The organism is Oscillibacter sp. MSJ-31 (assembly GCF_018918025.1).
Lineage (GTDB): Bacteria > Bacillota > Clostridia > Oscillospirales > Oscillospiraceae > Hominicoprocola.
Map to the genome: position 1 here is coordinate 1 of NZ_JAHLPT010000026.1, position 21,378 is coordinate 21,378.

Annotated in this window: 21 protein-coding genes; 7 read left to right on the forward strand and 14 right to left on the reverse strand. The window is 61.8% G+C overall.

Features of this window, described 5'->3' with window-relative positions; translation table 11 throughout:
• Nucleotides 1–233: 233 nt before the first annotated feature.
• Genes KQI17_RS11955 through KQI17_RS11970 form a run of 4 tightly spaced genes read right to left on the reverse strand, consistent with a single transcriptional unit; the run spans nucleotide 234 to nucleotide 3,626 of the window.
• The gene (locus KQI17_RS11955; RefSeq protein ID WP_216496445.1) at nucleotides 234–1,130 is read right to left on the reverse strand and encodes a GerMN domain-containing protein; all 897 of its coding nucleotides are present in this window, start codon (nucleotides 1,128–1,130) and stop codon (nucleotides 234–236) included.
• A complete protein-coding gene (locus KQI17_RS11960) occupies nucleotides 1,127–2,536 on the reverse strand; it encodes a sensor histidine kinase (RefSeq protein ID WP_371821998.1) in 1,410 nt (469 codons plus the stop codon). Before KQI17_RS11960 ends, KQI17_RS11955 begins: the two co-directional genes overlap by 4 nt.
• A gap of 41 nt (nucleotides 2,537–2,577) precedes the next feature.
• Complete coding sequence (locus tag KQI17_RS11965; protein WP_216496446.1) at nucleotides 2,578–3,255, reverse strand: response regulator transcription factor; 678 nt, start codon at nucleotides 3,253–3,255, stop codon at nucleotides 2,578–2,580.
• Nucleotides 3,252–3,626 carry a ComEA family DNA-binding protein gene (locus tag KQI17_RS11970; protein WP_216496447.1) on the reverse strand — a complete coding sequence of 125 codons (375 nt, stop codon included), beginning with the start codon at nucleotides 3,624–3,626 and terminating at the stop codon, nucleotides 3,252–3,254. The genes KQI17_RS11965 and KQI17_RS11970 overlap by 4 nt, the downstream gene beginning before the upstream one ends.
• A gap of 118 nt (nucleotides 3,627–3,744) precedes the next feature.
• Here KQI17_RS11970 and KQI17_RS11975 point away from each other — a divergent pair, with 118 nt between their 5' ends.
• Nucleotides 3,745–5,109: a D-alanyl-D-alanine carboxypeptidase family protein gene (locus tag KQI17_RS11975; RefSeq protein WP_216496448.1), complete on the forward strand. Its 1,365-nt coding sequence runs from the start codon at nucleotides 3,745–3,747 to the stop codon at nucleotides 5,107–5,109.
• A gap of 169 nt (nucleotides 5,110–5,278) precedes the next feature.
• On the forward strand, nucleotides 5,279–6,514 hold the full coding sequence (apgM, locus tag KQI17_RS11980) for a 2,3-bisphosphoglycerate-independent phosphoglycerate mutase (protein ID WP_216496449.1): 1,236 nt from the start codon (nucleotides 5,279–5,281) through the stop codon (nucleotides 6,512–6,514).
• A 43-nt stretch (nucleotides 6,515–6,557) separates the two neighbouring features.
• Here the strand turns inward: apgM and KQI17_RS11985 are convergent, their stop codons facing one another.
• Entirely contained in the window at nucleotides 6,558–9,035 is a 2,478-nt protein-coding gene (locus KQI17_RS11985; RefSeq protein ID WP_216496450.1) for an ATP-dependent Clp protease ATP-binding subunit, read from the reverse strand.
• 184 nt (nucleotides 9,036–9,219) lie between these two features.
• On the opposite strand from KQI17_RS11985, the gene KQI17_RS11990 reads away from it, so the two are divergent.
• Both KQI17_RS11990 and KQI17_RS11995 read left to right on the forward strand, forming a co-directional pair.
• Nucleotides 9,220–9,390 (forward strand): DUF362 domain-containing protein, encoded by a 171-nt coding sequence (locus KQI17_RS11990; protein WP_022019165.1) that lies wholly within the window; start codon nucleotides 9,220–9,222, stop codon nucleotides 9,388–9,390.
• Between the two features lie 68 nt (nucleotides 9,391–9,458).
• Nucleotides 9,459–10,157, forward strand: a complete 699-nt coding sequence (locus KQI17_RS11995) for a tRNA1(Val) (adenine(37)-N6)-methyltransferase (protein ID WP_216496451.1) — start codon at nucleotides 9,459–9,461, stop codon at nucleotides 10,155–10,157.
• Nucleotides 10,158–10,327: 170 nt separating this feature from the next.
• Here KQI17_RS11995 and KQI17_RS12000 read toward each other — a convergent pair whose 3' ends face one another.
• The 3 genes from KQI17_RS12000 to proS form a co-directional block, all read right to left on the reverse strand.
• Entirely contained in the window at nucleotides 10,328–11,797 is a 1,470-nt protein-coding gene (locus KQI17_RS12000) for a serpin family protein (RefSeq protein WP_216496452.1), read from the reverse strand.
• 88 nt (nucleotides 11,798–11,885) lie between these two features.
• Complete coding sequence (locus KQI17_RS12005; protein WP_216496453.1) at nucleotides 11,886–12,101, reverse strand: hypothetical protein; 216 nt, start codon at nucleotides 12,099–12,101, stop codon at nucleotides 11,886–11,888.
• 103 nt (nucleotides 12,102–12,204) lie between these two features.
• Nucleotides 12,205–13,644, reverse strand: a complete 1,440-nt coding sequence (proS, locus tag KQI17_RS12010) for a proline--tRNA ligase (protein WP_216496454.1) — start codon at nucleotides 13,642–13,644, stop codon at nucleotides 12,205–12,207.
• Nucleotides 13,645–14,120: 476 nt separating this feature from the next.
• Between proS and KQI17_RS12015 the strand changes: the two genes are divergently transcribed.
• The 3 genes from KQI17_RS12015 (at nucleotide 14,121) to KQI17_RS12025 (ending at nucleotide 17,515) form a co-directional block, all read left to right on the forward strand.
• Nucleotides 14,121–14,474, forward strand: a complete 354-nt coding sequence (locus KQI17_RS12015; RefSeq protein WP_216496455.1) for a hypothetical protein — start codon at nucleotides 14,121–14,123, stop codon at nucleotides 14,472–14,474.
• Nucleotides 14,471–15,784: an IS4 family transposase gene (locus tag KQI17_RS12020; RefSeq protein ID WP_216496456.1), complete on the forward strand. Its 1,314-nt coding sequence runs from the start codon at nucleotides 14,471–14,473 to the stop codon at nucleotides 15,782–15,784. The genes KQI17_RS12015 and KQI17_RS12020 overlap by 4 nt, the downstream gene beginning before the upstream one ends.
• A gap of 870 nt (nucleotides 15,785–16,654) precedes the next feature.
• Nucleotides 16,655–17,515: a LysM peptidoglycan-binding domain-containing protein gene (locus KQI17_RS12025; protein WP_216496457.1), complete on the forward strand. Its 861-nt coding sequence runs from the start codon at nucleotides 16,655–16,657 to the stop codon at nucleotides 17,513–17,515.
• A 136-nt stretch (nucleotides 17,516–17,651) separates the two neighbouring features.
• Here the strand turns inward: KQI17_RS12025 and KQI17_RS12030 are convergent, their stop codons facing one another.
• The 6 genes from KQI17_RS12030 to acrA form a co-directional block, all read right to left on the reverse strand.
• Complete coding sequence (locus tag KQI17_RS12030) at nucleotides 17,652–17,825, reverse strand: hypothetical protein (RefSeq protein ID WP_022018766.1); 174 nt, start codon at nucleotides 17,823–17,825, stop codon at nucleotides 17,652–17,654.
• Nucleotides 17,826–17,843: 18 nt separating this feature from the next.
• Complete coding sequence (locus tag KQI17_RS12035) at nucleotides 17,844–18,320, reverse strand: YbaK/EbsC family protein (RefSeq protein WP_022018765.1); 477 nt, start codon at nucleotides 18,318–18,320, stop codon at nucleotides 17,844–17,846.
• A 27-nt stretch (nucleotides 18,321–18,347) separates the two neighbouring features.
• Entirely contained in the window at nucleotides 18,348–19,124 is a 777-nt protein-coding gene (locus KQI17_RS12040) for a TIGR00282 family metallophosphoesterase (protein WP_216496458.1), read from the reverse strand.
• Nucleotides 19,121–19,492 (reverse strand): winged helix-turn-helix domain-containing protein, encoded by a 372-nt coding sequence (locus KQI17_RS12045; RefSeq protein WP_216496459.1) that lies wholly within the window; start codon nucleotides 19,490–19,492, stop codon nucleotides 19,121–19,123. Before KQI17_RS12045 ends, KQI17_RS12040 begins: the two co-directional genes overlap by 4 nt.
• Nucleotides 19,493–19,608: 116 nt before the next feature.
• Nucleotides 19,609–20,091 carry a hypothetical protein gene (locus KQI17_RS12050; RefSeq protein WP_216496460.1) on the reverse strand — a complete coding sequence of 161 codons (483 nt, stop codon included), beginning with the start codon at nucleotides 20,089–20,091 and terminating at the stop codon, nucleotides 19,609–19,611.
• Between the two features lie 132 nt (nucleotides 20,092–20,223).
• Nucleotides 20,224–21,363, reverse strand: a complete 1,140-nt coding sequence (gene acrA, locus KQI17_RS12055) for an acryloyl-CoA reductase electron transfer subunit beta (protein ID WP_022018761.1) — start codon at nucleotides 21,361–21,363, stop codon at nucleotides 20,224–20,226.
• Nucleotides 21,364–21,378 lie beyond the last annotated feature (15 nt).

Genomic DNA, 21,378 nt, shown 5'->3' on the forward strand with positions numbered 1-21,378 from the left:
TTGAATGTGATGTGCTCTTTATTTCGTTTCTTTCGTCTTTTTTAAATTGCATAAAACCTCCTATTGCTCTGGTAATGCGGTCGCCAAACCTTTACCAGTATACCGCAATAGGAGGTTTTACTCATGCTAAAGCTATTTTTCTTCCCCCAGTAGAACTGGGGGTTTATTTCCACGCCTTAAGGCGCCAAGAAAACGCCGCACGGCTCACAGGCCGTGCGGCGTTCTTTCTTTTCTCATGGCGTCAGCGGCTCGCCGACGTTCACACCGTTCAGCTGCGCCGCGATCTCGCCGTCCACAACGATCTGCACGCGCTCGACGGTGTCGAGCGAGCAGAGCGAGAGCACCAGCGACTCCACCGTCTGCCGCGGCGAGATGCCGAGATCGGCGTCGGAGGGCAGATTGAGGTAGCACGTCCCCTCCTCCACGCGGGCGGAGAGCACGGTGAACTCCTCCGGCAGCAGCGCTGCGAGCGCGTCGCTCTCAGGGCCCTGCGCGAGCGCCTCCAGCAGCGCGTTCACACGCGTCTGCCCCTCGTAGAGCGCCAGCGCGCGCTTTTCCGCGCGCAGCGCGCCGCTCGTCGGGTCGAGGAAGTAGAGCGACACGGTGATGGGGCGCAGCGCGTCCTCGCGCATCGACAGCAGCGGATCCGCCGCCGTAAGCGTCTGCGTCTCGCGGTACGGCAGCTCCCGCCCGCCCGAGGTGATGGACACCGCGTTCACGCCGTCGAGCTGCGTGAGCGTGAGCGTCACGCAGTAATCGGCGAGCGTCAGATCGATGCCCGCAAGGCGTGCATACTGCCGCGAGAAGTCCACCCGCGCCCAGTTGCCGAGGACCGACAGGCTCAGAAGCGTTGTCCCGCCCGGCATCGGTGCGCGGACGCCCGCATCCGGCGCGTCGGCAAGAAGCCGCTCCAGCAATCGCTGCGCCAGCTCCTCCTGCGTGAGCGTGTCGGCGTCCGGGAGCTGCACGGTGCGGGCAACGATGGCGTCCTCGCCCGGCACGTCGCGCAGCTCGGCGGCGGGGTAGTAGATCGTATAGCTGTTTTCTCCCTCCGTCCCGCCGCCGCGCACACAGGCGGCGAGCAGCAGCGAAAGAACGAGAAACGCGAACAGGAAAGCCTTTCTTCTCATGTCTCCCCCTCCCTCCGCACGGCAGGAAGCCGCACCGTGAAGCAGGTGCCGCCGCCCGCGCGGGCGCTGACAGCGATGCTGCCGCCGCGGCGGCGCACGGTGTCCGCCACAATGGAAAGTCCAAGGCCCGTGCCGCCCGCGGCGCGCGAGCGCATCTTGTCCACGCGGTAGAAGCGGTCGAACACGCGCGGCATATCCTCCTCGGGAATGCCGATGCCGTTGTCCTCCACGCGCAGCACGCACTCGTCCTCCGTGCCGCCGAGCGTCACGCGCACGAAGCCGCCGGGGCGGTTGTATTTGATGGCGTTCTCGGTGAGGTTATAAATGATCTGGTGCAGGTCGTCCACGCCGGCCCGCACGCTCTGCTCCCGCTCGACGAGATAGGTCAGCTCGACCCGCTTCTCGTCGGCGACCAGCCGCAGCATCCGCACCACGCGCTCGATGACCGGCGCGACCGCGACGCTCTGCGCCGGCTCGACGATGCCGCTGTCGAGCCGCGTGAGCCGCAGCAGATTTTCCGTGATGCGCGTCAGGCGGTCGGTCTCCTGCACGATGTCGCCGACGAACTCGCGCACCGTGGCGGCGTCGATGTCTTCGGTCTGCAAAATCGAGTCGGAGAGCAGGCGGATACCGGCCAGCGGCGTTTTCAGCTCGTGGCTCGCGTCGGAGACGAAGCGGCGGCGCGCCTCCTCCGTCGTCTGCAAGCGGTCGGAGAGGCTGTTGAACTCCTCGGCGATCTCGCTGATCTCGTCGCGACCGCCGATCTCGGCGTGATAGCTGTACGCGCCCTCGCGCACGCGGCGGATGGCCTCGAGCAGCACGCCGAAGCGGCGCGTGAGCATCCGCGAGAGCAGCAGGCTCAGCAGCACGACAAAGCCCGCGACCGCCGCCGAGATGCGCAGCAGATTCTTCTGCAGCGTCAGCAGCAGCGTCGCCTGCTCCACGTCGTACTCATAGGCATAGACCGCGCCGATGGTCTGGCTGCGGTAGATGACCGGCGAGGCCGCGCGGCTGCGGAACGCGCCGTCGGTAAAGTCGGCATAGAAGGCATCGTAGCCCCGCAGCGCCTGCACGATCTCGGTGTAAAGCCCGTAGCGGCCCACCGCGCCGTCCGTCTCGCGGGTGTCGTAGAGGATGCGCCCCGCGGCGTCCGTGACGAGAATGCGGGAAATGCCGGTATCCTCCACCAGCGTCATCGCGGAGGCGACGTTCTCCTCGCTCAGCTCCTCCAAACCGCTCAGCGCCGTCACCATCACGCTCACGCTGCTTTGCAGCGTCGTCTGCTTGGAGCGCACGACCAGGTTTTCCGACACGATCAGAGGGTAGGTGTTCATGAAAACGAGCACCGCCGCAATGACCAGAATATAGCTCAGGCCGAATTTGACCTGTAAGCTCGCACGCCGCACGGCGCTCCCCTCCTCCCGTTCGTTTTCCTTCCGTGCGCCGCTCAGTCCTTGAGGTAGTAGCCCACGCCCCACTTGGTCATGATGTGCTCCGGCTCGGCGGGGTCATGCTCCAGCTTTTCGCGCAGGCGGCGGATGTGGACATCCACCGTGCGGTAGTCGCCGGCGTAGGTGTAGCCCCAGACGAGATCCATCAGATTCTCGCGCGAGTATACGCGGTGGGGATTCTTGATGAGCAGCTCCAAAATGTCGTATTCCTTCGCCGTCAGATCGACCGGCACGCCGTCGCGCAGCGCGATGCGCCGCTCGGTGTCGAGCGCGATGCCGCCGGCGGTCAGCAGCTCCGTGCGCTTCTGCGCGGTCTGGCCCGCGCGGCGCAGCAGAGCGCGGATACGCGCCTTGAGCTCTAAAATGTTGAAGGGCTTGGTGACGTAATCGTCCGCGCCGGACTCGAGGCCGATGATCTTGTCCGCGTCCTCGCTGCGGGCGGTGAGCATGATGATGGGCACCGCGGAGAATTCGCGGATGCGCATACAGGCGGTCAGTCCGTCCACCTCCGGCATCATCAGGTCCAGGATGATGAGGTCGAAGCTCTCGCTCCTGGCCAGCTCGACGGCGGCCGCGCCGTCGAAGGCGGTCTCGACCTGATAGCCCTCGTTCTCAAGGTTGAATTTGATGCCCTTGACGAGCAGCTTCTCGTCGTCCACCACTAAAATTTTCACGGCGCATCGCCTCCTGTCGTAATTTCATCGCGCATGGCGTCGAGCTTCGCGCTGCCGATGCCGCGCACCTCCAGCAGCTCGTCGAGCGTCTGAAAGTCTCCGTGCTCGGCGCGGTAGTCGAGGATCGCCTGCGCCAGCACCAGCCCGATGCCGGTAACGGTCTCCAGCTCCTCGGCGGTCGCGGTGTTGATGTTTACAAGCACGCGCACGGGCGCGATCTCCTCCTCCGTGCTCCGCTCGGTCTGTACGGTGTAGTCCTCCCGCCCCGCGCGATTCGCGCCGAAGGTCAAATACAGAACCGCAGCGAGAAACGCAAGCGTCACAAGCACTAAAAAGAAATAGGTGCTGCCGCCTTTTTCCTGCCGTTCCACGGTTGAACTCCCTCCTGTTTTTTGTTATACTGAAGGTCGAACGAAGTCGAGTGCGGGCGAAGCGCCCGCCAAGCATAAGATTTATTTTTTATTGTAACATACTGCGAGGTACATTTCCATGAAAAAACGCCGCTTTTTTGCTCTTTTTTTGGTCCTCGGCCTGCTCGTCTCCCTGCTGAGCGTACCGGCCTCCGCCTTTGAGGAGATCGACATCGACGCCCGCGCCGCCCTGCTCGTTGAGAAGGAAACGGGCGAGATCCTCTACGAAAAGAACGCCCACGAGAAGAACTACCCCGCAAGCATCACCAAGCTGACGGTGGCGCTGCTGGTGTTCGAGGCGATCGACGCGGGGCAGCTCTCGCTCGACCAGCCCATCACGGCGCACGAGAGCGCCTTCGAGGGTCTGAGCATCTACGGCAGCACCGCCGGCATCAAGGCCGGCGAGGTGCTGACGGTCGAGCAGCTTCTGCAATGTATGCTCATCGTCTCGGCGAACGAGGCGTGCAACATCCTCGCCGAGGCCGTGTGCGGCGAGGGGAACATCTCCCAGTTCGTGCAGAGGATGAACGAGCGCGCCGCCGCGCTCGGCTGCGAAAACACGCACTACGTCAACACCTCCGGTCTGCACGATCCCGACCACTACACCACCGCGTGGGACATCTATCTCATCACGCGCGCGCTGATGCCCTACGAGAAATTCATGGAGATCTGCAACTCCAAGTCCGCGGAGATCGCCGAGACCGACCACAACCAGCGCCATGTGCTCCACTCCACCAACCGCCTCATTTCCAACTGGCGCGAGCTCGGCTACCTCTACCGCGACGCGCAGGGCATCAAGACCGGCTCGACCGAGGAGGCCGGTCACTGCCTCGTTTCCTCCGCCGTGCGCGGCGACCGTCAGCTTGTGAGCGTGGTGCTCGGCGCGGAGAAGATCACCCTTGCCGACGGCAAGAGCACCCTCACCAAGAGCTTTTCCGAGACCATCCGTCTCTTTGACTACGGCTTTGACTGCTTCTCCCGCCGCGAGGTCGTCTCCGCCGACGAGCTGGTGCGCGAGGTCCCGGTCGCCCTTTCGAGCGAGGCGAACTACGTCGTCGCCCACCCCGCCGAGAGCATCACGCGGATGCTGCCCACGGAGCTGGACCTCAGCGAACTCACGCGCGACATCACGCTGCCGGACAGCGTGGACGCCCCCATTGCCGCCGGCGACGAGCTGGGCGAAATGACCGTCTCCTACAACGGCACCGTCTACGGCACGGTCAAGCTGCTCGCGCTCAGCGATGTGTCAGCCTCGTGGCTGCTGGTCGCCAGGCGCGACGTGGCGGACTTCTTCTCCCGTACCGTCGTCAGGATCGTTCTCGTCGTCCTTCTCCTGCTCATTCTCGCATTCCTTTTCCTGCGCGGGAACGGGCGCGGACGGCGCTACGGCAAGCGCAGCAGCGGACGCGCCGCTCCCGCCGGTTATCGCGGCCGCAGGCGCTGAGCATCGGGGAAGGCAAACTGTTAAGGTCATCAAACCGCACAAAACGGACGGGGTATCCCGTCCGTTTTCCGTTCAGCAGGGAAATTTCCGCGACACGCGGACTTTTGTCCTTGATTTTTGCCCATCCCCCTGCTATACTGCATTCATCGTCAGATAAGGAGGCACTCCTATGAAATATCTTGTTGTCATCGGCGACGGCATGGCGGACAACCCCGTCGAGGCCCTCGGCGGCAAAACGCCGCTCGAGTACGCCGACATCCCCACCATTGATTCCCTCGCCGCGCGCGGCACGGTCGGCAGCGTTGTGAACTGCCCCAAGCCGCTGCCCGCGGGCAGTGAGACCGCGATCCTCTCCATCTTCGGCTGCGACCCGCTCAAGCACTTCTCCGGCCGCTCGCCGATGGAGGCCGCCGCCATCGGGCTCAGGCTCGTTCCCGGCGACGCGGCGTTCCGCTGCAACCTCGTCGCGCTCGAGCCGGGCGATCAGCCCTATGAGGAAAAGCGCATTCTCTCCCACTCCGCCGGCTCCATCGCCGGACAGGACGCGCTCGACGTTGTCGCCGCGCTCAACAGCGATCCCGAATTTTCCGCCGCGCTCCGTGCGGCGGATATGTACATCGACCCCAGCCCCTCGTTCCGTCCGCTGGCGGTGAAGCACCATTGCGATCCGAGCGGCGTGTGCTTTATCCCGCCGCACGACCACCTCGGCGAGGTCATCGGCCCGCTGCTCCCGAGCGGGAAGGACGCGGCGCTCGCCAAGGTCTTTGCCGACCTTATGCGCCTTGCCAACCGCGTGCTGGAGCACCATCCCGTCACCGAAAAGCGCCGCGCGGAGGGCAAGCTCGGCGCGAACGGCATCTGGTTCTGGGCAGCGGGCACGGCGATGCAGCTTCCCGACTTCCGCGAGGAGTACGGCTGCGGCGGCGCGGTCATCAGCGCGGTGCCCCTGTGCCACGGCATCGGCGTGCTGCGCGGACTCGAGATGGTCGAGGTCGAGGGCGCGACCGGCGAGATCGACACCAACTTTGAGGGCAAGTTAGAGGCCACATGGGCGAGCCTTCAGAAGTACGACTTCGTCTGCCTGCACCTCGAGGCGCCCGATGAATGCACCCACAACGGCGACCTCAAGGGCAAGGTGCAGGCCATCGAATGGCTCGACAGCCGGCTCGTCAAGCCCCTCACCGAGCGTCTGGACGCGGCGCACATGGACTACCGCCTGCTGCTCCTCTCCGACCACAAAACGCTCACCGCGACACGCGGGCACGACGGCGATCCCGTGCCGTATCTGCTCTACGACAGCCGCATCGACAGCGGGCGCGGCGGTGTGTACACCGAAAAGGCCGGCGAGAACGGTCCCTTCGTCGCGCACGGCTGCGAGCTGCTGCATCTCCTCTTTGAGCGCTGAAAAAGGAACATCGAAAAGGGTCAGCCGCCGGCTGACCCTTTTCTTACGTCTCCGCCGCGGCGGGGATCGACGGCTCCTCCCGCCGAACGCGGAGCGTTCCGTCCTCCGCCGCGATGCGGGCGGCGCCGCCCGCGTGGAGCGCCCCGCTGAGCAGCAGCTCTGCCACGGCGTCCTCCACCTCGGCGCGGATCACGCGGCGCAGGGGCCGCGCGCCGTAGAGCGGGTCGAAGCCCTCGTCCGCGATGCGCTCGACCGCCGCGTCCTCGACCGTCAGCGTGACGCCGAGCGCCGCGGCGCGCTGCACGGTGGCCTTGAGCATCCGCCGCGCGATGGCCGAAACGTCCGCGCGGCTCAGGCGGCGGAACACCACGGTCGAGTCGATGCGGTTAAGAAATTCCGGCTTGAAGGTCGCCCGCAGCTCAGCCATAACCGTTTCCTTCACACGCGCAAAGCCGCCGTCACCGTCCTCGGCCTGCGCGAAGCCGAGCTTCGCCGCGCTCGACGTGATGGCCTTCGCGCCCACGTTCGAGGTCATGACGAGCACCGTATTGCGGAAGTCCACGCGCCGCCCCTGCGCGTCGGTCAGCACACCGTCCTCCAAAATTTGCAGCAGCAAATTCCACACGTCCTCGTGCGCCTTTTCGATCTCGTCGAAGAGCACCACCGACCACGGGCGGCGGCGCACCTTCTCGGTCAGCTGCCCGCCCTCGTCGTAGCCGACGTAGCCCGGCGGCGCGCCGACGAGCCGCGAGACGGTATGCCGCTCCATATACTCCGACATATCCAGGCGCACCAGCGCCTCCTCGTCGCCGAACACCGCGTCGGCCAGCGCGCGGCACAGCTCCGTTTTGCCCACGCCCGTGGGACCGAGAAAGAGAAACGAGCCGACGGGCCGCTTCGGATCGCGCAGTCCCGCGCGGGCGCGGCGCAGCGCGTGGGCGACCTCCCGCACCGCCTCGTCCTGCCCCACCACGCGCGCGTGGAGCGTATCCTCCAGCCGCAGCAGACGCTCGCCCTCATCCCCCGTCAGGCGTGTGACGGGCACGCCCGTCCAGGCGGAGACCACCGCGGCCACGTCCTCCTCGCCGACGGTCCTCTGCTTTTCCCGCTGCGCGCGGCGCAGCGCCTCGCGTTCCTGCTCCGCCTGCTCGCGGCAGCTGTGCTCCACATCGCGCAGCATGGCCGCCCGCTCATAGTTCTGCTCCGCGACCGCTGCCGCGCGGTCGCGCTCCGCCTCGGCGGCCTTGGCCTCCATCGCCCGCAGCTCCGGTGAGTCGGGACGCGTGCCCATCCGCACGCGGGACGCCGCCTCGTCCATCAGATCCACCGCCTTGTCCGGCAGAAAGCGCCCTGTGATGTAGCGGCGCGAGAGCGTCACCGCGGCGGCAAGCGCCTCGTCGGATATCTTCAGACGGTGATGGCTCTCGTAGCGTGGGCGCAGCGCGCGCAGGATCGCAAGCGCCTGCTCCTCCGTCGGCTCGCCGACCGTGATGGGCTGAAAGCGGCGCTCGAGCGCCGCGTCCTTTTCGATATACCTCCGGTACTCGGCAAGCGTCGTCGCGCCGACCACGCGGAGCTCTCCGCGCCCCAGCGCGGGCTTGAGGATGTTCGCCGCGTCCACCGCGCCCTCGGCGCTGCCCGCGCCGACGATGGTGTGCAGCTCGTCAAGGAACAGAATGACATTGCCCTCGCGCCGCACCTCATCGAGCAGCGCCTTCACGCGCTCCTCAAACTCGCCGCGGTACTTTGTCCCCGCGACCATCGCGGAGAGGTCGAGCGAAAGCAAGCGCTTGTCCATCAGCTCGTCAGGCACCTCCGCCGCCGCGATCTTCTGTGCAAGCCCTTCCGCCACCGCCGTCTTGCCGACGCCCGGCTCGCCGATGAGCACAGGGTTGTTCTTCGTGCGGCGCGAGAGGATCTGCACCGCGCGCGTGATCTCCGTATCGCGCCCGATCACAGGATCAAGCTGCCCCATGCGCGCCATCGCCGTCAGGTCGCGGGCAAACTCCGCGAGTCCGCGTCCGCGCTTGCCGCTCTCGTTTTCACGCAGCATCCGGTTTCCCTCCCTTGTCGCCGTGCGCGGCGTTTCGTTGATCCGCCGCACCACCGTAGCGTAAAGGCGCTTCGGGTCGGCTCCCGCCGCCGCGAGCAACCGCACCGCCATGTTGCCGCCGTCGCGCAGCAGGCCCAGCAGCAGGTGCTCCGTGCCGATGCGCGGACTCGCGAAGCGCATCGCCTCGGCGACCGCCATCTCCACCGCGCTGCGTGCGCGGGGCGTCAGCCCCTGTGAGGGCAGGCTGCCGGACAGGCCGTGACCCACCGTCCGCACCAGCTGCTCACGCAGCTGCTCCTCCGTCACGCCGGCCTCGCCCAGTGCGCGGCAGGCCGCGCTGCCGTCCTCGCGCAGCAGTCCCAGCAGGATATGCTCGCAGCCGACGTAACCATGGCCCAGCTCCAGCGCCGTTTCCTGCGCCAGCCGCAGCACGTTTTCCGCGCGCGGGGTAAACTTCTGTTCTGCCATATTCTTCACACTCCCGAGCGCATTGTTTCCTGCCGCAGCGGTTTTTAGACGTGTTTACCCGCATATTTTTCATCAAAAGTTTCAAAATTTTTTGCCGAAATGCGGAAGATTCCCGCATACTTCCTCTTGCATTTTCGTATTCTGCCGTGTACAATAGGCGTATCAATCAAATGGAGGTGCTCTCATGGCCTATCACATCAGTTCTGCCTGCGTTAGCTGCGGTGCTTGCGCGGACGCTTGCCCCGTTGGTGCGATCTCTCAGGGCGATTCCCAGTATCAGATCGACGCCGGTGCCTGCCTGGACTGCGGTTCCTGCGCGGATACCTGCCCCAATGGTGCGATCTCTCAGGAGTAAGATCTACTTAAAAAATAAGGACGCGCTGCTTTGGCGCGTCCTTATTTTTGTCAGGGAACGGAGGCTTCATGGAACGCAAGGACTTTCTCCGGCAGGGCGGCCCCTGCTTTTATTTTGATACGGAGCTCTTCGCGCCGACGACCGACAGCTTCGCGCTCGGCTGGTTCGCCGCGCCGAAGCGCGGCGAGCGCGTGTGCGACCTCGGCAGTGGCACGGGGCTGCTCGGCACGCTCCTGCTCGCGCGCGAGCCGTCGCTCACGCTTTTCTGCGTGGAGCAGAACGCTGCGGCGAACGCGCTCGCGGAAAAGGGCTTTGCCGAAAACGGCTGGGCGGAGCGCGTGACGCTGCGCACCGGCGACCTGCGCGAGAACGCTGCGCTCCCCGCCGCGGGGAGCATGGACTACGCGCTCTCCAACCCGCCGTACTTCCCGGCGGGGAGCGGCGCGAGCGCCGCGGGCGAGGCGCGGCAAGCCGCGCGGGAAGAGGTCGGCTGCACGCTCGCCGATGTCTGTGCCGCGGCGGCGCGGGTGCTGCGCTGGGGCGGACGCTTCGCGCTCGTCCACCGGCCCGAGCGGCTATCCGACCTTTTCTGCACGCTCCGCGCGCATGGGCTGGAGCCGAAGCGGCTGCGCTTCGTAGCCTCCTCGGCGGAAAACGCTCCCTCTTTGGCGCTTGTGGAGGCGCGCCGCGGCGGGAAGGCCGGTCTATCGGTCGAACCGATGTTATTCATCGGCTCAGCCGATTGGGATAAGGTCTACTTCCGGTAATGAAAAACTTCATGCACGAGTACCGCCCCACGAGAAGGCGCAAGGCCGATGCGTGAAGCTTTGTGCATCCTTTCCGGCTGCCCCGCAGGGGCGAGGAAATGGCACATATCTATTTTTGCTATGCTTTTGCAGAGCAAAAAGGACGCTCGGAGGAGCGTCCTTTTTGCTTGTTATTCCATCGTGTTGACCGCGCCGACGAACAGCGGCAAGCCGTCCGCGCCGGTGATGGCGAAGGCGAACGGGCGGTCCAGCTCCATCTCCACGACCGGCAGATCCTCCGGCATCGCCGAGGTCGCGTCCGCCATGATGGCGGTGAACGCCGCGGCCTCGCAGCCCTCCTCGTCGATCTTCACGCGGGCGGCGTGCTGCACCTGCGTGACCGCCGCCGGCTCGTCAAAATCTGCCAGCGGCGAGAAGTCCGCCCGCGTATCGTCGAATGCGTCCGTCACGCCGAGCATTTTGAGCGTGTCGGTCAGCTCCAGATCGGAGTTGACGTCGAACTTCGGCACACTCCAGACGAGCTTCGCCGTCTGCGCTTCGTCGCTATCGTACACATCGGTAAAAAGGTCGGCCAGCGCCGCTTCGCCGCGCAGCAGCGGCGTGAGCGCCGTGCCCTCGTCGGGCAGCAGGAAGATCATGCGCTCCCCGCCGCGGAAGGAAAGCTGCGCGACGGTGTAGCCCTCGCCGCGGACATAGCTTGCGCGGTCCTCCGTCTTGTGCATGAAGTCCGCGCGCTGCGCTGTGCCGTCGGCGGCAGTGAAGGTATCCTCGCTCGTGGCGCCGTCGTAAAATTCATCGCTCCAGCGGTCCTTGAAGTAGAGCGCGGAGAGCAGCAGCATCACGGTCTGCGGCTTCGTCTCGATGTTCTTCGCCGCGTCCGCGAGCAGGCCGCCGGTGTTGGTGTTCAGCCATGCCTGCACGGCTTTGTTGGTGTCGCCGGTGCCCATGGGGGCGCTGAACACGGAGGCGTAGTAGTCGTTCGCCAGCCGCTCGATGGTCTCGGTCTTATAGACCTGTCCCTCGCTCAGCCAGAGGGAATTGGCGAGCAGCGTTTTGCCGTTGGCGCTGTCGGTGTAGAGCGAGCGCCAAATGGCGTTCGCCGTGGTGCGGACGGTCTCCTCATCCTCCGCGCCGAGCAGGTCGAGGAGCTGGGCGCGCGTCTCGCCGTCCACCGTCTCGGTGAGCATGGAGAGGGCAAGGTAGAGGTTCGCGGGCGAGTAGACCACGTTCGCCGCCTCCTCGCCGCCGAGCAGCTTGGAGACCGTCTTGGTGCTGTAGCCGAGCAGCGCGGGCGTCATGGTCTTGTCCACGCCCTCGCCCCGCAGCGCCTTGACCGCGTCGGAATAGGCGCGGGAGCGGGCGTCAAAATCGTCCCACAGCTCCTCCTGCGCCTTGTGATAGGCCTCCTCGCCCATCTTGTCGTAGTCGAGCTTTTCGTAGGCGGTCCACAGCTCCTCCTCGCTCGGCTCGGCGGGCAGCTCCGGCAGCTTGACCTCCGCCAGCGCGTACTGGCTCAGCAGCTTCGCGCTCACATCGTCCGGCTGTCCCGGCTCGGGCTTCGTCCCGCCCTGCTCCGGCTCAATCCGCGCGCAGCCGACGAGCAGCAGCATACTCAGCAAAAGTGCCAGATACTTTTTCATGTCGTTGTACCTCCTTGGGCGTTGTATTTCTTTGGACGAGAGCGTTGAAGAAAAAGTTCCCATTTTCCGAAAAATGTTTTGCCGCGCTCTATTTCGCGCCGCGCACGGCGCGAAACAAATCAAAATCTGTCGCGGAGGACGCTCGCGCGCGTCCGCCCCTTTCGCGCCCGCAGGCGCGAAACCAAATAAAATCGTTTTTGCCGCGCTCGCGCGTATCCACCCCCTGCATTTCGCGCCCGCAGGCGCGAAACCAAATTAAGATCGTTTTTTCTGGCGACATGCGCGTCAGAAAAACACCTCTCATGGAGCGAGTGTCGCAGCAGGCGCCTCGCGCCTGCGAGGCGCGGAGCGAAGTGCGGCTCCAAAAGGTATAAAAAATAAGGGCGCGCTCTGCACGCCCTTATTTTTTAGTATGCTACTCCCCAATAGATGTCCGTCGTGGCTTCCTTGCCGCAGAACACGCACTTGCCCTTTGTGCCGGACTGGTGCAGCGGCATACAGCGGGAGGAAACGCCCGCCTTTTCCTTCATGCCCAGCTCGCACTCGCGGCTGCCGCACCACTTCGTGCGCGCAAAGCCGCCGCGGCCGGAGGCCATTTCCTTGACCTCCTCCCAAGTGGACAGGTCGAAGGTGTTCTCCTCCAGATTTGCTCTCGCTCTTTCGAGCATATTGTCGTGGATGCGGTCAAGCAGTTCCTTGACCGCGCTCTCGAGCGTGTCGAGCGCGACAAAGGTCTTTTCCCCGTTGTCGCGGCGGACGATGCAGCACTGGCCGTTCTCGAGGTCGCGCGGGCCGATCTCGATGCGCAGCGGCACACCGCGCATTTCGTACTCGGCGCACTTCCAGCCCATGGACTGGTCGGAGTCGTCCAGCTTCGTGCGCACGTCGATGGCGAGCAGGCGGGCCTTGAGCTCCTTGGCCGCCTCGGCGACCTCGGGCTTCTTGTGCGCCGCGATGGGAATGACCACCGCCTGCACGGGCGCGATGCGCGGGGGCAGGACGAGGCCGTTGTTGTCGCCGTGGGTCATAATGACCGCGCCGATCATGCGCGTGGTGGAGCCCCAGGAGGTCTGGAACGGATACTGGAGCTTGTTGTCGCGGCCGGCGAAGGTCACGTCGTAGGCGCGGGAGAACTTATCGCCGAAGTAGTGACTGGTCGCGCCCTGCAGCGCCTTGCGGTCCTTCATCATGCACTCGACGGTATAGGTCGCCTCGGCGCCCGCGAACTTCTCCTTCTCGGTCTTGCGGCCCGGAACGACGGGAATGGCGAGGACGTTTTCAAAGAAGTCCGCATAGCACTTGAGCTGCTGCTCGGTCTCGGCCCGGGCCTCCTCGGCGGTCTCGTGGATGGTGTGGCCCTCCTGCCACCAGAACTCACGGCTGCGCAGGAACGGGCGCGTGGTCTTTTCCCAGCGGATGACGGAGCACCACTGGTTGTAGAGCATTGGGAGCTGGCGGTAGGTCTGGAGCACGTTGTGCCAATGGTCGCAGAACATGGTCTCGGACGTGGGGCGGAACGCCAGGCGCTCCTCCAGCTTCTCGCTGCCGCCCATCGTGACCCAAGCCACCTCGGGCGCGAAGCCGTTGACCAGCTCGCCCTCCTTCTTCAGCAGGCTCTCGGGGATCAGAACGGGCATCGCCACGTTCTCGTGGCCGGTCTTCTTGAACTCACCGTCCATGATGCGCTGGATATTCTCCCAGATCGCGTAGCCGTAGGGACGCAGGATCGTGAAGCCCTTGACGCTGGCGTACTCGACCAGCTCCGCCTTGCGGCAGATGTCGGTATACCATTGGGCGAAATCGTCCTCCATGTTGGTGATCTGTTCAACCTTCTTGTCCTGTGCCATGTTGTTTTCTCCTCTTTTTCTGCCGCCGGACGGCCAACAGGAACCGTTCCCTGCCGCGCGGCGGGTGTATTGACGAATATATATTTTACGGTGTTTCGCCCTGCTTGTCAAGCCTTGCGCACGGCAGCGGAAAGGCTCCGACCGCCGTCCAACACTGTTAAGATAAGAACTGTAAAGGGAGAAAACTGCGGTTTTCTCCCTTTACAGTTCTTATTTAACTTTAGTTGTATTGAGTTTGCCTTTTATAAAATAAAATTGTAAACTTTTCATAAAGTGCGTTGACTTGCCAAAACATTCATGCTATTTTGAAAATGAAAGGAGGAAAGTCAACCGCTTTTTCGGGTCGATGTTAAAGCCATCGGGATAATGAATTATGTTTTAGGATGTTTAAACGAACGAAGTTAGCGCCGATATTTTCGGAGCAGTTGACTTGCGTTCTTTTTTTACACAAATTTTGACATATAGGAGGATTATCCATGAATCTCATTTGTTTACTTTACACAATTTCTGCTTTTTGTAATGGCGCGAATTTAGCTACTTATTCTGGCAATCTCAGCTACGATGTCGCCGAAGCTGACACTTTCCCGTTCCCCGCAATGCTGGAAGCTTTGTATTCCATGTCGCGGGTTCCCTACGATTTTGATAAAACTTTAGCCAACGACGAAGTGACTTTATACATCAATGTCGAGGCGACTTGTGACGGCGTTTGCGAAGAGGTGGAGGTCTGCGACACAGTCACATCGACCATCGATGCAGTGGTAGCCCTTTATTCCGCACTTAATTTAGCAGCGGAGAAGCTGCTGCCAGGCGCGGGCGGGAGGCTCGCATGACCATCCCTGACACAGTCAAACAGCACCTCCACGCCTCCATCGCTGACATAGCCGCCGCCCGCGGCGGCTATGTCGGAGACTTACGCACCTACACTCGTAACCGCAAGCTAACAACCTTTGATCTCGTTTCACTGCTCATTGGTTTTAGCGGCGGTTCGCTGAACAAGGAACTGCGTTTGTTCAACGCCGATGTGACACCGAGCGCGTTATCGCAACGGCGCAAGGGCATTTCTCCACGCGCCTTTTATGAAGTGTGGCAGAGTTTTAATCGTCGCTGCGACAGCTTGACGCGGCAGCGGTTTCATGGCAAGTACCACCTGTGGGCGGTAGACGGAACGGAACTGCCGATTTTCCGTAATCCGAACTCCAGCAGTTTTATCATAACGCCCACTAACCCGCGCGGATACAATGCCCTGCACGCGAATGTTATTCACGACATCAGCAATTCCGTTTTCGTGGATTGCACTATGGGGCGGGACGAACAGGGAAAGCTGCTGGCTTTGATTTATCGGCGCAAATTTACAGAGCCGACCATCTTAGTCATGGACAGGGGCTATGAAAGTTATAACACCATAGCCCACTGCTGCAACATTCCAAATCTTTTCTTTGTCCTGCGTGTAAAACAAGGCAAAGCGGCTTTGCGGGATATTCAGCGCCTACCGCTGGAAACGCTGGACGAGCTGTTTTCCGTCACAGTCACGACCTCGCAGCGGAACATCGACAAAGAAAGCGGTTGGGTGTATTTGAACACAGGCAGCCGAAAAGGGAAAACGCTATCGGAAAAAACGCGGGTAACGCGCTTTGACTTCCCTGCGCCGCACACGATCAACTGCCGTGTTGTGCGGTTTGAAATCGGCAGCAGCGGCCACTACGAAACGCTGCTGACAAATCTCCCGTGTGATGAATTTCCTGTTGAGGAGATGGCGAAGATTTACAGTCTGCGCTGGCGCATCGAACAGGGTTTTGACGCTTTGAAGAACAAAACGGGGCTGAAATTTCTGCACGGGCGTTCCGACGATTGTGCGCTTCAGGAGTTATACGCGAAACTGACATTTTTCAACTTTACCTCTTTGATTTGCCGTGCCGTGGCAATTGGGAAAAGCAGCGAAACGCAGAATGAGGTAAAAATCTCTTTCAAGGACGCAACTGATTTGTGCCGTGATTTCTACCGCACGCCCAACGCAAGCGGTGAAAAACTCTTGCAGGATATTTCCAAGTACACCTACTCCAACAAAAAGGGACGAAAAGCAGAGCGCGGAACAATCAAACCAAAGACCTTTGTTGCGTTCACCTATCGAACATCGGCGTAGCATCATAGACAGAAAAAGGCACGGGGCTGGTATTTTGAAACGCCTGCCCTGTGCCATATTTTTTTGCAAAAGCCCGTTTTGCGGGCTGAAAAGCGGCATTTTCAGAAAAATAAATGTGCCGCCTACTTAACAGCACCGCAAAACCGCAGAAACAGTAATGTATCTTTGCTTTAGACTGGTATGTCGTTCTCGTTTTCCAACAAGTCGATATACTGTCAAAAAAATTGATGCATATTTTGGAAAGCTGCAACAGAGGAAAGTCTAAATACAAATCTCAACAAGATTATTTACTGTGTCAAAAAATCAGGGAACGCAAAAAAGTGTCCCCGTGCCTTTTTTGAAAAATACAGGCAGTTTCGCCCGTTAAGGCAAAACAGCCGCTTTCTCCCGTGTGTGAGAAAGCGGCTGTTCAACGATATCCTGTCGAAAAAGGTATTGCAATTCTTAAAATGTTAGGGTAAAATTAGGAGCGGAAACATAAATAGCGGCAGAGCATAGCGGGTTGCCGCCCGCTATGCTCCGATGATGAGTGATACAGGCACTCAACACCACGGTTTTACCGCACCGTAAGTTTCATTATACAGGCGCAGTATTTCTTTTGCAAGAAAAATTCGCCGGAATGGGGCGGTGTTTCGCTTTGATTGATAAACAGTCAGGCGGTGTTGAGGCATACGCTCAACACCGCCTTTTTATGTTTCCGACAGCGCCCACGGACGGGGAATGTTCCCCGTCCCTGTGGGCGGCTGGTCGGAAATATGTGGGCTGACTTTGATATGATTTTGTGTTGTGCCGCAGGGAGAAAAGCCCAAAGGGAAGGAGCAAAGAGAGGGTGAAACGGCACAACGACAAAATATGAAAGGAAGTTCAAACATGAAAAAGTTTTTAAGCCTTTCCCTCGCGCTTATCCTTTGCGTGGCATTGTCTGTCCCCGCATTTGCAGCCAACTACACCAGCTATACATGGTCTGATGAGTATACGACCATGAAGTTCGACGCTGCCGCCGTTGCTACGGAAACCATCAAGGCTTGGGACTACGACAGCGAAGAATATACGAACCAGAATGTTACCATGATTACTGTGAAGCCCGGCTCTTCCGTAACGGTCACGGGCGACTCCATGTTTACGCTTTCCGAGCTGACCGAGGACGGCTATGGCGAGGATTACATGGGGGCGGAAATCAAGACGGGTGCTGTTGATGATATTTTCACCAAATTCCCCGCCGGTGCTCTTTTCGTGGTTGAGTATGGCAAGACCTATATCAAGCTGGGCGGTGTGGATGAGCAGCCTACTGCGCCCGCGCAGCCTACCGCTCCCACGCAGCCCGCTGCTCCCGCGCAGCCCGCTGCTCCCGCGCAGCCCGCTGCTCCCGCTGCCGCTGGCTCTTATACCGTGAAGAAAGGCGACACCTACGGCACGATCGCGCTGAACAATTATGGCACTTATGGCGTGTGGAGCGAACTTTACAAAGCCAACAAGGGTGCAAAGCTGACGGAGGGCGCAACGCTTGTTCTGCCCGAAACGCTGGGTAAGGTTGCCCGCATCAATGCTCCTGTCGCAGCCAGCGGCGAAACCCTCTATACGGTCAAGGCTGGCGATACGCTGGGCACTATTGCCAAGGCGACCTATGGCGATGTGATGAAGTACAAGACCATTTTTGAGCGCAACGCCGACCGTCTTGTAAACGCCAACACCATTTACGAGGGACAGGTCATTGTCCTGCCCGCGAAGTAAGCACAACAGGAAACAATAGAAATAAGGAAAGCTCCCCCGTCCACTTCCTCTGAAATGGACGGGGGAGCTTTTTTTGCTAACGGATTTTCTTATCTTAACAGTGTTGGACCGCCGTCGGAGCCTTTTTCGGTATCGGTCAGATGCGCAGCAGCCGTCGGAGCGCGATGAGCGCGGCGAGCGTGACGCCGGCATAGCGCAGCAGGCTGCGCAGATCGTAGCGGACGGCGGCGAAGCCGGTCATCTCACCGGCGCGCACGGCGACATACGCCGTCTTGTCCTCCCGCTGCGACTTGGCAATGCGGATCTGCATGTGGTCTCCCTCCTCTTTTCAGCCCTCCTTGGGCTTGCAGACATCGACCCAGCCGGAGAAGTTGGAGGAATAGCGCTCCAGCTCCTCGCAGGTCATCTCGATGGCGCTGTTGCTGCTGCCCGCAGCGGGGAACACCGTCTCGAAGCGCTTGAGCGACACGTCGAGATAGGTTTTGACGTTCTCCGGCAGAGCGAACGAGCACACGCCGCCCGGGGCGTGACCGGTAAAGGCGCAGGCCTCGTCAAAGGTCAGCATCTTGGCCTTCTGGTGAAACTGCGCCTTGTACTTCGCGTTGTCGATCTTCTGATCGCCCGCGACGACCACGATGATCGGCTCGTCGCCGAGCTTGAAGCTCATGGACTTGGCGATGCGCGCGCCCTCGACGCCGACGGCGATGGCCGCCAGCTCCACCGTGGCGCTGGAAACGTCGAACTCGCGGATACGGCCGGCGATGCCGAAGCCCTCAAAATAGGCTCTTACTTTTTCAATGGACATGGCTTTTCCTCTTTTCCTTCTCTCTGTCTATCGCACGTCGACGCGCTCCACGCCGACGCAAAGGCCGGTATCGCTGTCGAGCGAGAAGACCGCGCCTTGTAGCTTGCACGGTCCCTCGGGTGCGCGGTAACGTCCCGCGAGGCCGCCCAAAAACGTCTCGACCGACTGCTGCGGCTCGATGCCGAGCACGCTGCGCACCGCGCCGGTCATGCCGAGGTCGGTGAGATAGCCCGTTCCCTTGGGGAACACCTCCTCGTCGGCGGTCGGCACATGGGTGTGCGTGCCCCATAGGGCGCTCACGCGCCCGTCGAGGTAGTACGCCAGCGCGAGCTTTTCGCTCGTGGCCTCGGCGTGGAAATCAACGAGCGTGAAGGTCGGCTTCTCCTCCGCTTTCAGAAGCTCGTCCGCCGTGGTGAACGGATTCGAGGCGTGGAAGCTCAGGTCGCAGCGGCCGATGAGGTTCATCACCGCGATGCGCGCCGCGCCGCAGTCGTAGACCGCATAGCCGCGTCCCGGCACGCGGCTGCCGAGGTTCGCGGGGCGCAGGATATAGGGGCAGTCGTCGAGGTAATCGCGGATCTGCATTTTGCCGAAGGTGTGGTTGCCGAGCGTGATGACGTCCGCGCCCGCGGCGAAGATGTCGTCCGCGTCGTTCGGCGTCAGGCCGACCATTGCGGCGTTTTCGCCGTTGACAACTGTGAAATGGATGCTCTTGCGCTTCTTGAGGCTCCGCAGGCAGCGGCTCAGGTGCTTCACGCCGCACGCGCCCACCACGTCGCCCACCGCGAGGATGTTATAGATCATTCCGGCTTCTCCTCCGTCAGCGTGTCGTAAAAGGCAAAGGTCTCGGCGAAAAGAGTCTCGCCGTAGGCGTTCAGCTTCGCGCAGTAGTCCTCGTAGGCGGCGAGCAGCCTCTCGCCCTCCGCCGTCAGCGTCGCGCCGCCGCCGTTCCGCCCGCCCGTGGAGGACCGGAGCAGCTTGACGCCCAGCCCCTCCTGCGCGGTGCGCAGGACCGTCCACGCCTTGGAGTAGGCCATGTTCATCGACATCGCCGCCGCGCGCAGCGAGTGCAGCTCGCGCACACGGCGCAGCAGCTCCGCCACGCCCGGACCGAAGCACTTCCGGTCGGTAAAAATCCGCACGGTCAGATTGGCGTGCAGGTCATTTCGCATCGTTCCGCCCTCCGTCTTTCGTTATCTCTTCCTATGATAACGACTTTATTTCCCTTTGTCAACGCGGAAAAACGGCGGAGAAACAGCCGCTGCCGGCTCCCGCTCCGCCGTATTCCTCACCGGAAGGTGTTGTAATGCGCGTTTTCGCCGTCGAGCAGAAAGCCGTCGGTGTCATGGACGTGGGCGTTTTCCAGCATGAGACGGTAGCGCAACTCGTTCGACATACCGCGCGCCGAGGCCGCGGTCTGCCCCGCAGGCGTGCCGGTAGGGTTGTTGTAGCTGCCGTGGAGCGTGGAGTTCGCCGTCGCATTCTTCGTGCCCGCGCGCTTATCCGCGCTCGTGTTGCCATAGCCGTTGCCATAGCGCACGACCGAATCGTTCTCCCGGCCGGTGTAGCGCGTGCCGGTCGCCGGGTCGGTCTTGAGCTCGCCGCCGACGTTGGAGCTGCTGTCGGTCTTGCCGGCCATGCCGCTCGTGGTACCGTTTTCCGCACCGTTGACATTTCCGTTCGCCGCGCCGTTGTTCTGATCCCCGCCGCAGGCGGTGAGGGAACAGAGCAGCAGCGCGGTCACGGCAAGGATCGCAAAATTTTGCTTCATTGTTTTTCTCCCCTTGTCTTTTTCCATGCAATACCCAACGGTAGTATTTCCGGCAAAAGCAAAATGCGGCACGGCAAAATCTGCAAAAAAAGAAAGGCGCGAAGCTCGCGCCTTTCTTTGGGAAATTTTTCCTTACTTCGCGGCCTTGGCAGCCTTGAACGCCTCGATGAGCATCGGGGTGACCTTGAACAGGTCGCCGCAGATGCCGTAGTCGGCGATCTCGAAGATGGGAGCGGTCTCGTTCTTGTTGACCGCGATGATGCACTCGGACTCGCTCATACCGGCCTTGTGCTGGATGGAGCCGGAGATACCGAGGGCAATGTAGACCTTCGGGTGAACGGTCTTGCCGGTCTGACCGACCTGATGGTCGGCAGTGAGCCAGCCAGAGTCGATGGCAACACGGCTGCCGCCGACAACGCCGCCGAGCACGTCCGCCAGCTCTTCCGCCAGCTTGATACCGCCCTCGACGTCCTTGGAGATACCGCGGCCGACGGAGACGATGTAGTCCGCGCCGATGAGGTCAACGAGCTTCTTCGCGGCCTTGACGACCTCGACGACCTCGGTGTCCATATCGGCCTCGCTCAGGGTGAAGCTGGGCTTGGTGATCTTCACCGCGTCCGCCTTGGCCTGATCGAAGGGGGCCTTCTTCATCACGCCGGGGCGAACGGTCGCCATGGCGGGACGGAAGCGCGGGCAGATGATGGTGGCCATCAGGTTGCCGCCGAACGCCGGACGGGTCATCTTGAGGTCGCGGGACACATCGTGATCCTGACCCATGACCTTGGCGGTGTTCATCTTCTCGATCTTCTCCTCGGGCAGCGTGGAGGCGCTGCGCAGGAAGTCCTTGTAGATGGGCATATCGACGTCGAGGTGCGTGCAGTCGGCGCACAGACCGGTGTGCAGACGGGCCGCGCAGCGGGGACCGAGGTCACGGCCGATGTTGGTCGCGCCGATGAGGAACGCCTCGGGCTTCATCTCGGAGATGACGTCGCAGATGACCTTGGCATACGCGTCGGTCGTGTAGTTCTTAAGCAGAGGATGCTCGCAGACGATGACCTCGTCCGCGCCGTAGCCGCCGAGCTCCTTGGCGATGCCCTCGACGTTGTCGCCGAGCAGCAGACCGCAGAGGTTCACGCCCAGCTCGTCCGCCAGCTTGCGGCCCTCGGAGATCAGTTCAAAGGTGGTGGGCATCATCTTGCCCTGACGCTGCTCGCAGAAGACCCAAACGTTCTTGAAGGCAGCGAGATCCATGCTGTTATAATTCTCAACCATTGTCGTACTCTCCTT

Coding starts and splice junctions, on each gene's coding strand:
- KQI17_RS11955 (WP_216496445.1), bottom strand. CDS start 1,130: ATGAGAAGAAAGGCTTTCCTGTTCGCGTTTCTCGTTCTTTCGCTGCTG.
- KQI17_RS11975 (WP_216496448.1), top strand. CDS start 3,745: ATGAAAAAACGCCGCTTTTTTGCTCTTTTTTTGGTCCTCGGCCTGCTC.
- apgM (WP_216496449.1), top strand. CDS start 5,279: ATGAAATATCTTGTTGTCATCGGCGACGGCATGGCGGACAACCCCGTC.
- KQI17_RS11985 (WP_216496450.1), bottom strand. CDS start 9,035: ATGGCAGAACAGAAGTTTACCCCGCGCGCGGAAAACGTGCTGCGGCTG.
- KQI17_RS11990 (WP_022019165.1), top strand. CDS start 9,220: ATGGCCTATCACATCAGTTCTGCCTGCGTTAGCTGCGGTGCTTGCGCG.
- KQI17_RS11995 (WP_216496451.1), top strand. CDS start 9,459: ATGGAACGCAAGGACTTTCTCCGGCAGGGCGGCCCCTGCTTTTATTTT.
- KQI17_RS12000 (WP_216496452.1), bottom strand. CDS start 11,797: ATGAAAAAGTATCTGGCACTTTTGCTGAGTATGCTGCTGCTCGTCGGC.
- KQI17_RS12005 (WP_216496453.1), bottom strand. CDS start 12,101: ATGAGAGGTGTTTTTCTGACGCGCATGTCGCCAGAAAAAACGATCTTA.
- proS (WP_216496454.1), bottom strand. CDS start 13,644: ATGGCACAGGACAAGAAGGTTGAACAGATCACCAACATGGAGGACGAT.
- KQI17_RS12015 (WP_216496455.1), top strand. CDS start 14,121: ATGAATCTCATTTGTTTACTTTACACAATTTCTGCTTTTTGTAATGGC.
- KQI17_RS12020 (WP_216496456.1), top strand. CDS start 14,471: ATGACCATCCCTGACACAGTCAAACAGCACCTCCACGCCTCCATCGCT.
- KQI17_RS12025 (WP_216496457.1), top strand. CDS start 16,655: ATGAAAAAGTTTTTAAGCCTTTCCCTCGCGCTTATCCTTTGCGTGGCA.
- KQI17_RS12030 (WP_022018766.1), bottom strand. CDS start 17,825: ATGCAGATCCGCATTGCCAAGTCGCAGCGGGAGGACAAGACGGCGTAT.
- KQI17_RS12035 (WP_022018765.1), bottom strand. CDS start 18,320: ATGTCCATTGAAAAAGTAAGAGCCTATTTTGAGGGCTTCGGCATCGCC.
- KQI17_RS12040 (WP_216496458.1), bottom strand. CDS start 19,124: ATGATCTATAACATCCTCGCGGTGGGCGACGTGGTGGGCGCGTGCGGC.
- KQI17_RS12045 (WP_216496459.1), bottom strand. CDS start 19,492: ATGCGAAATGACCTGCACGCCAATCTGACCGTGCGGATTTTTACCGAC.
- KQI17_RS12050 (WP_216496460.1), bottom strand. CDS start 20,091: ATGAAGCAAAATTTTGCGATCCTTGCCGTGACCGCGCTGCTGCTCTGT.
- acrA (WP_022018761.1), bottom strand. CDS start 21,363: ATGGTTGAGAATTATAACAGCATGGATCTCGCTGCCTTCAAGAACGTT.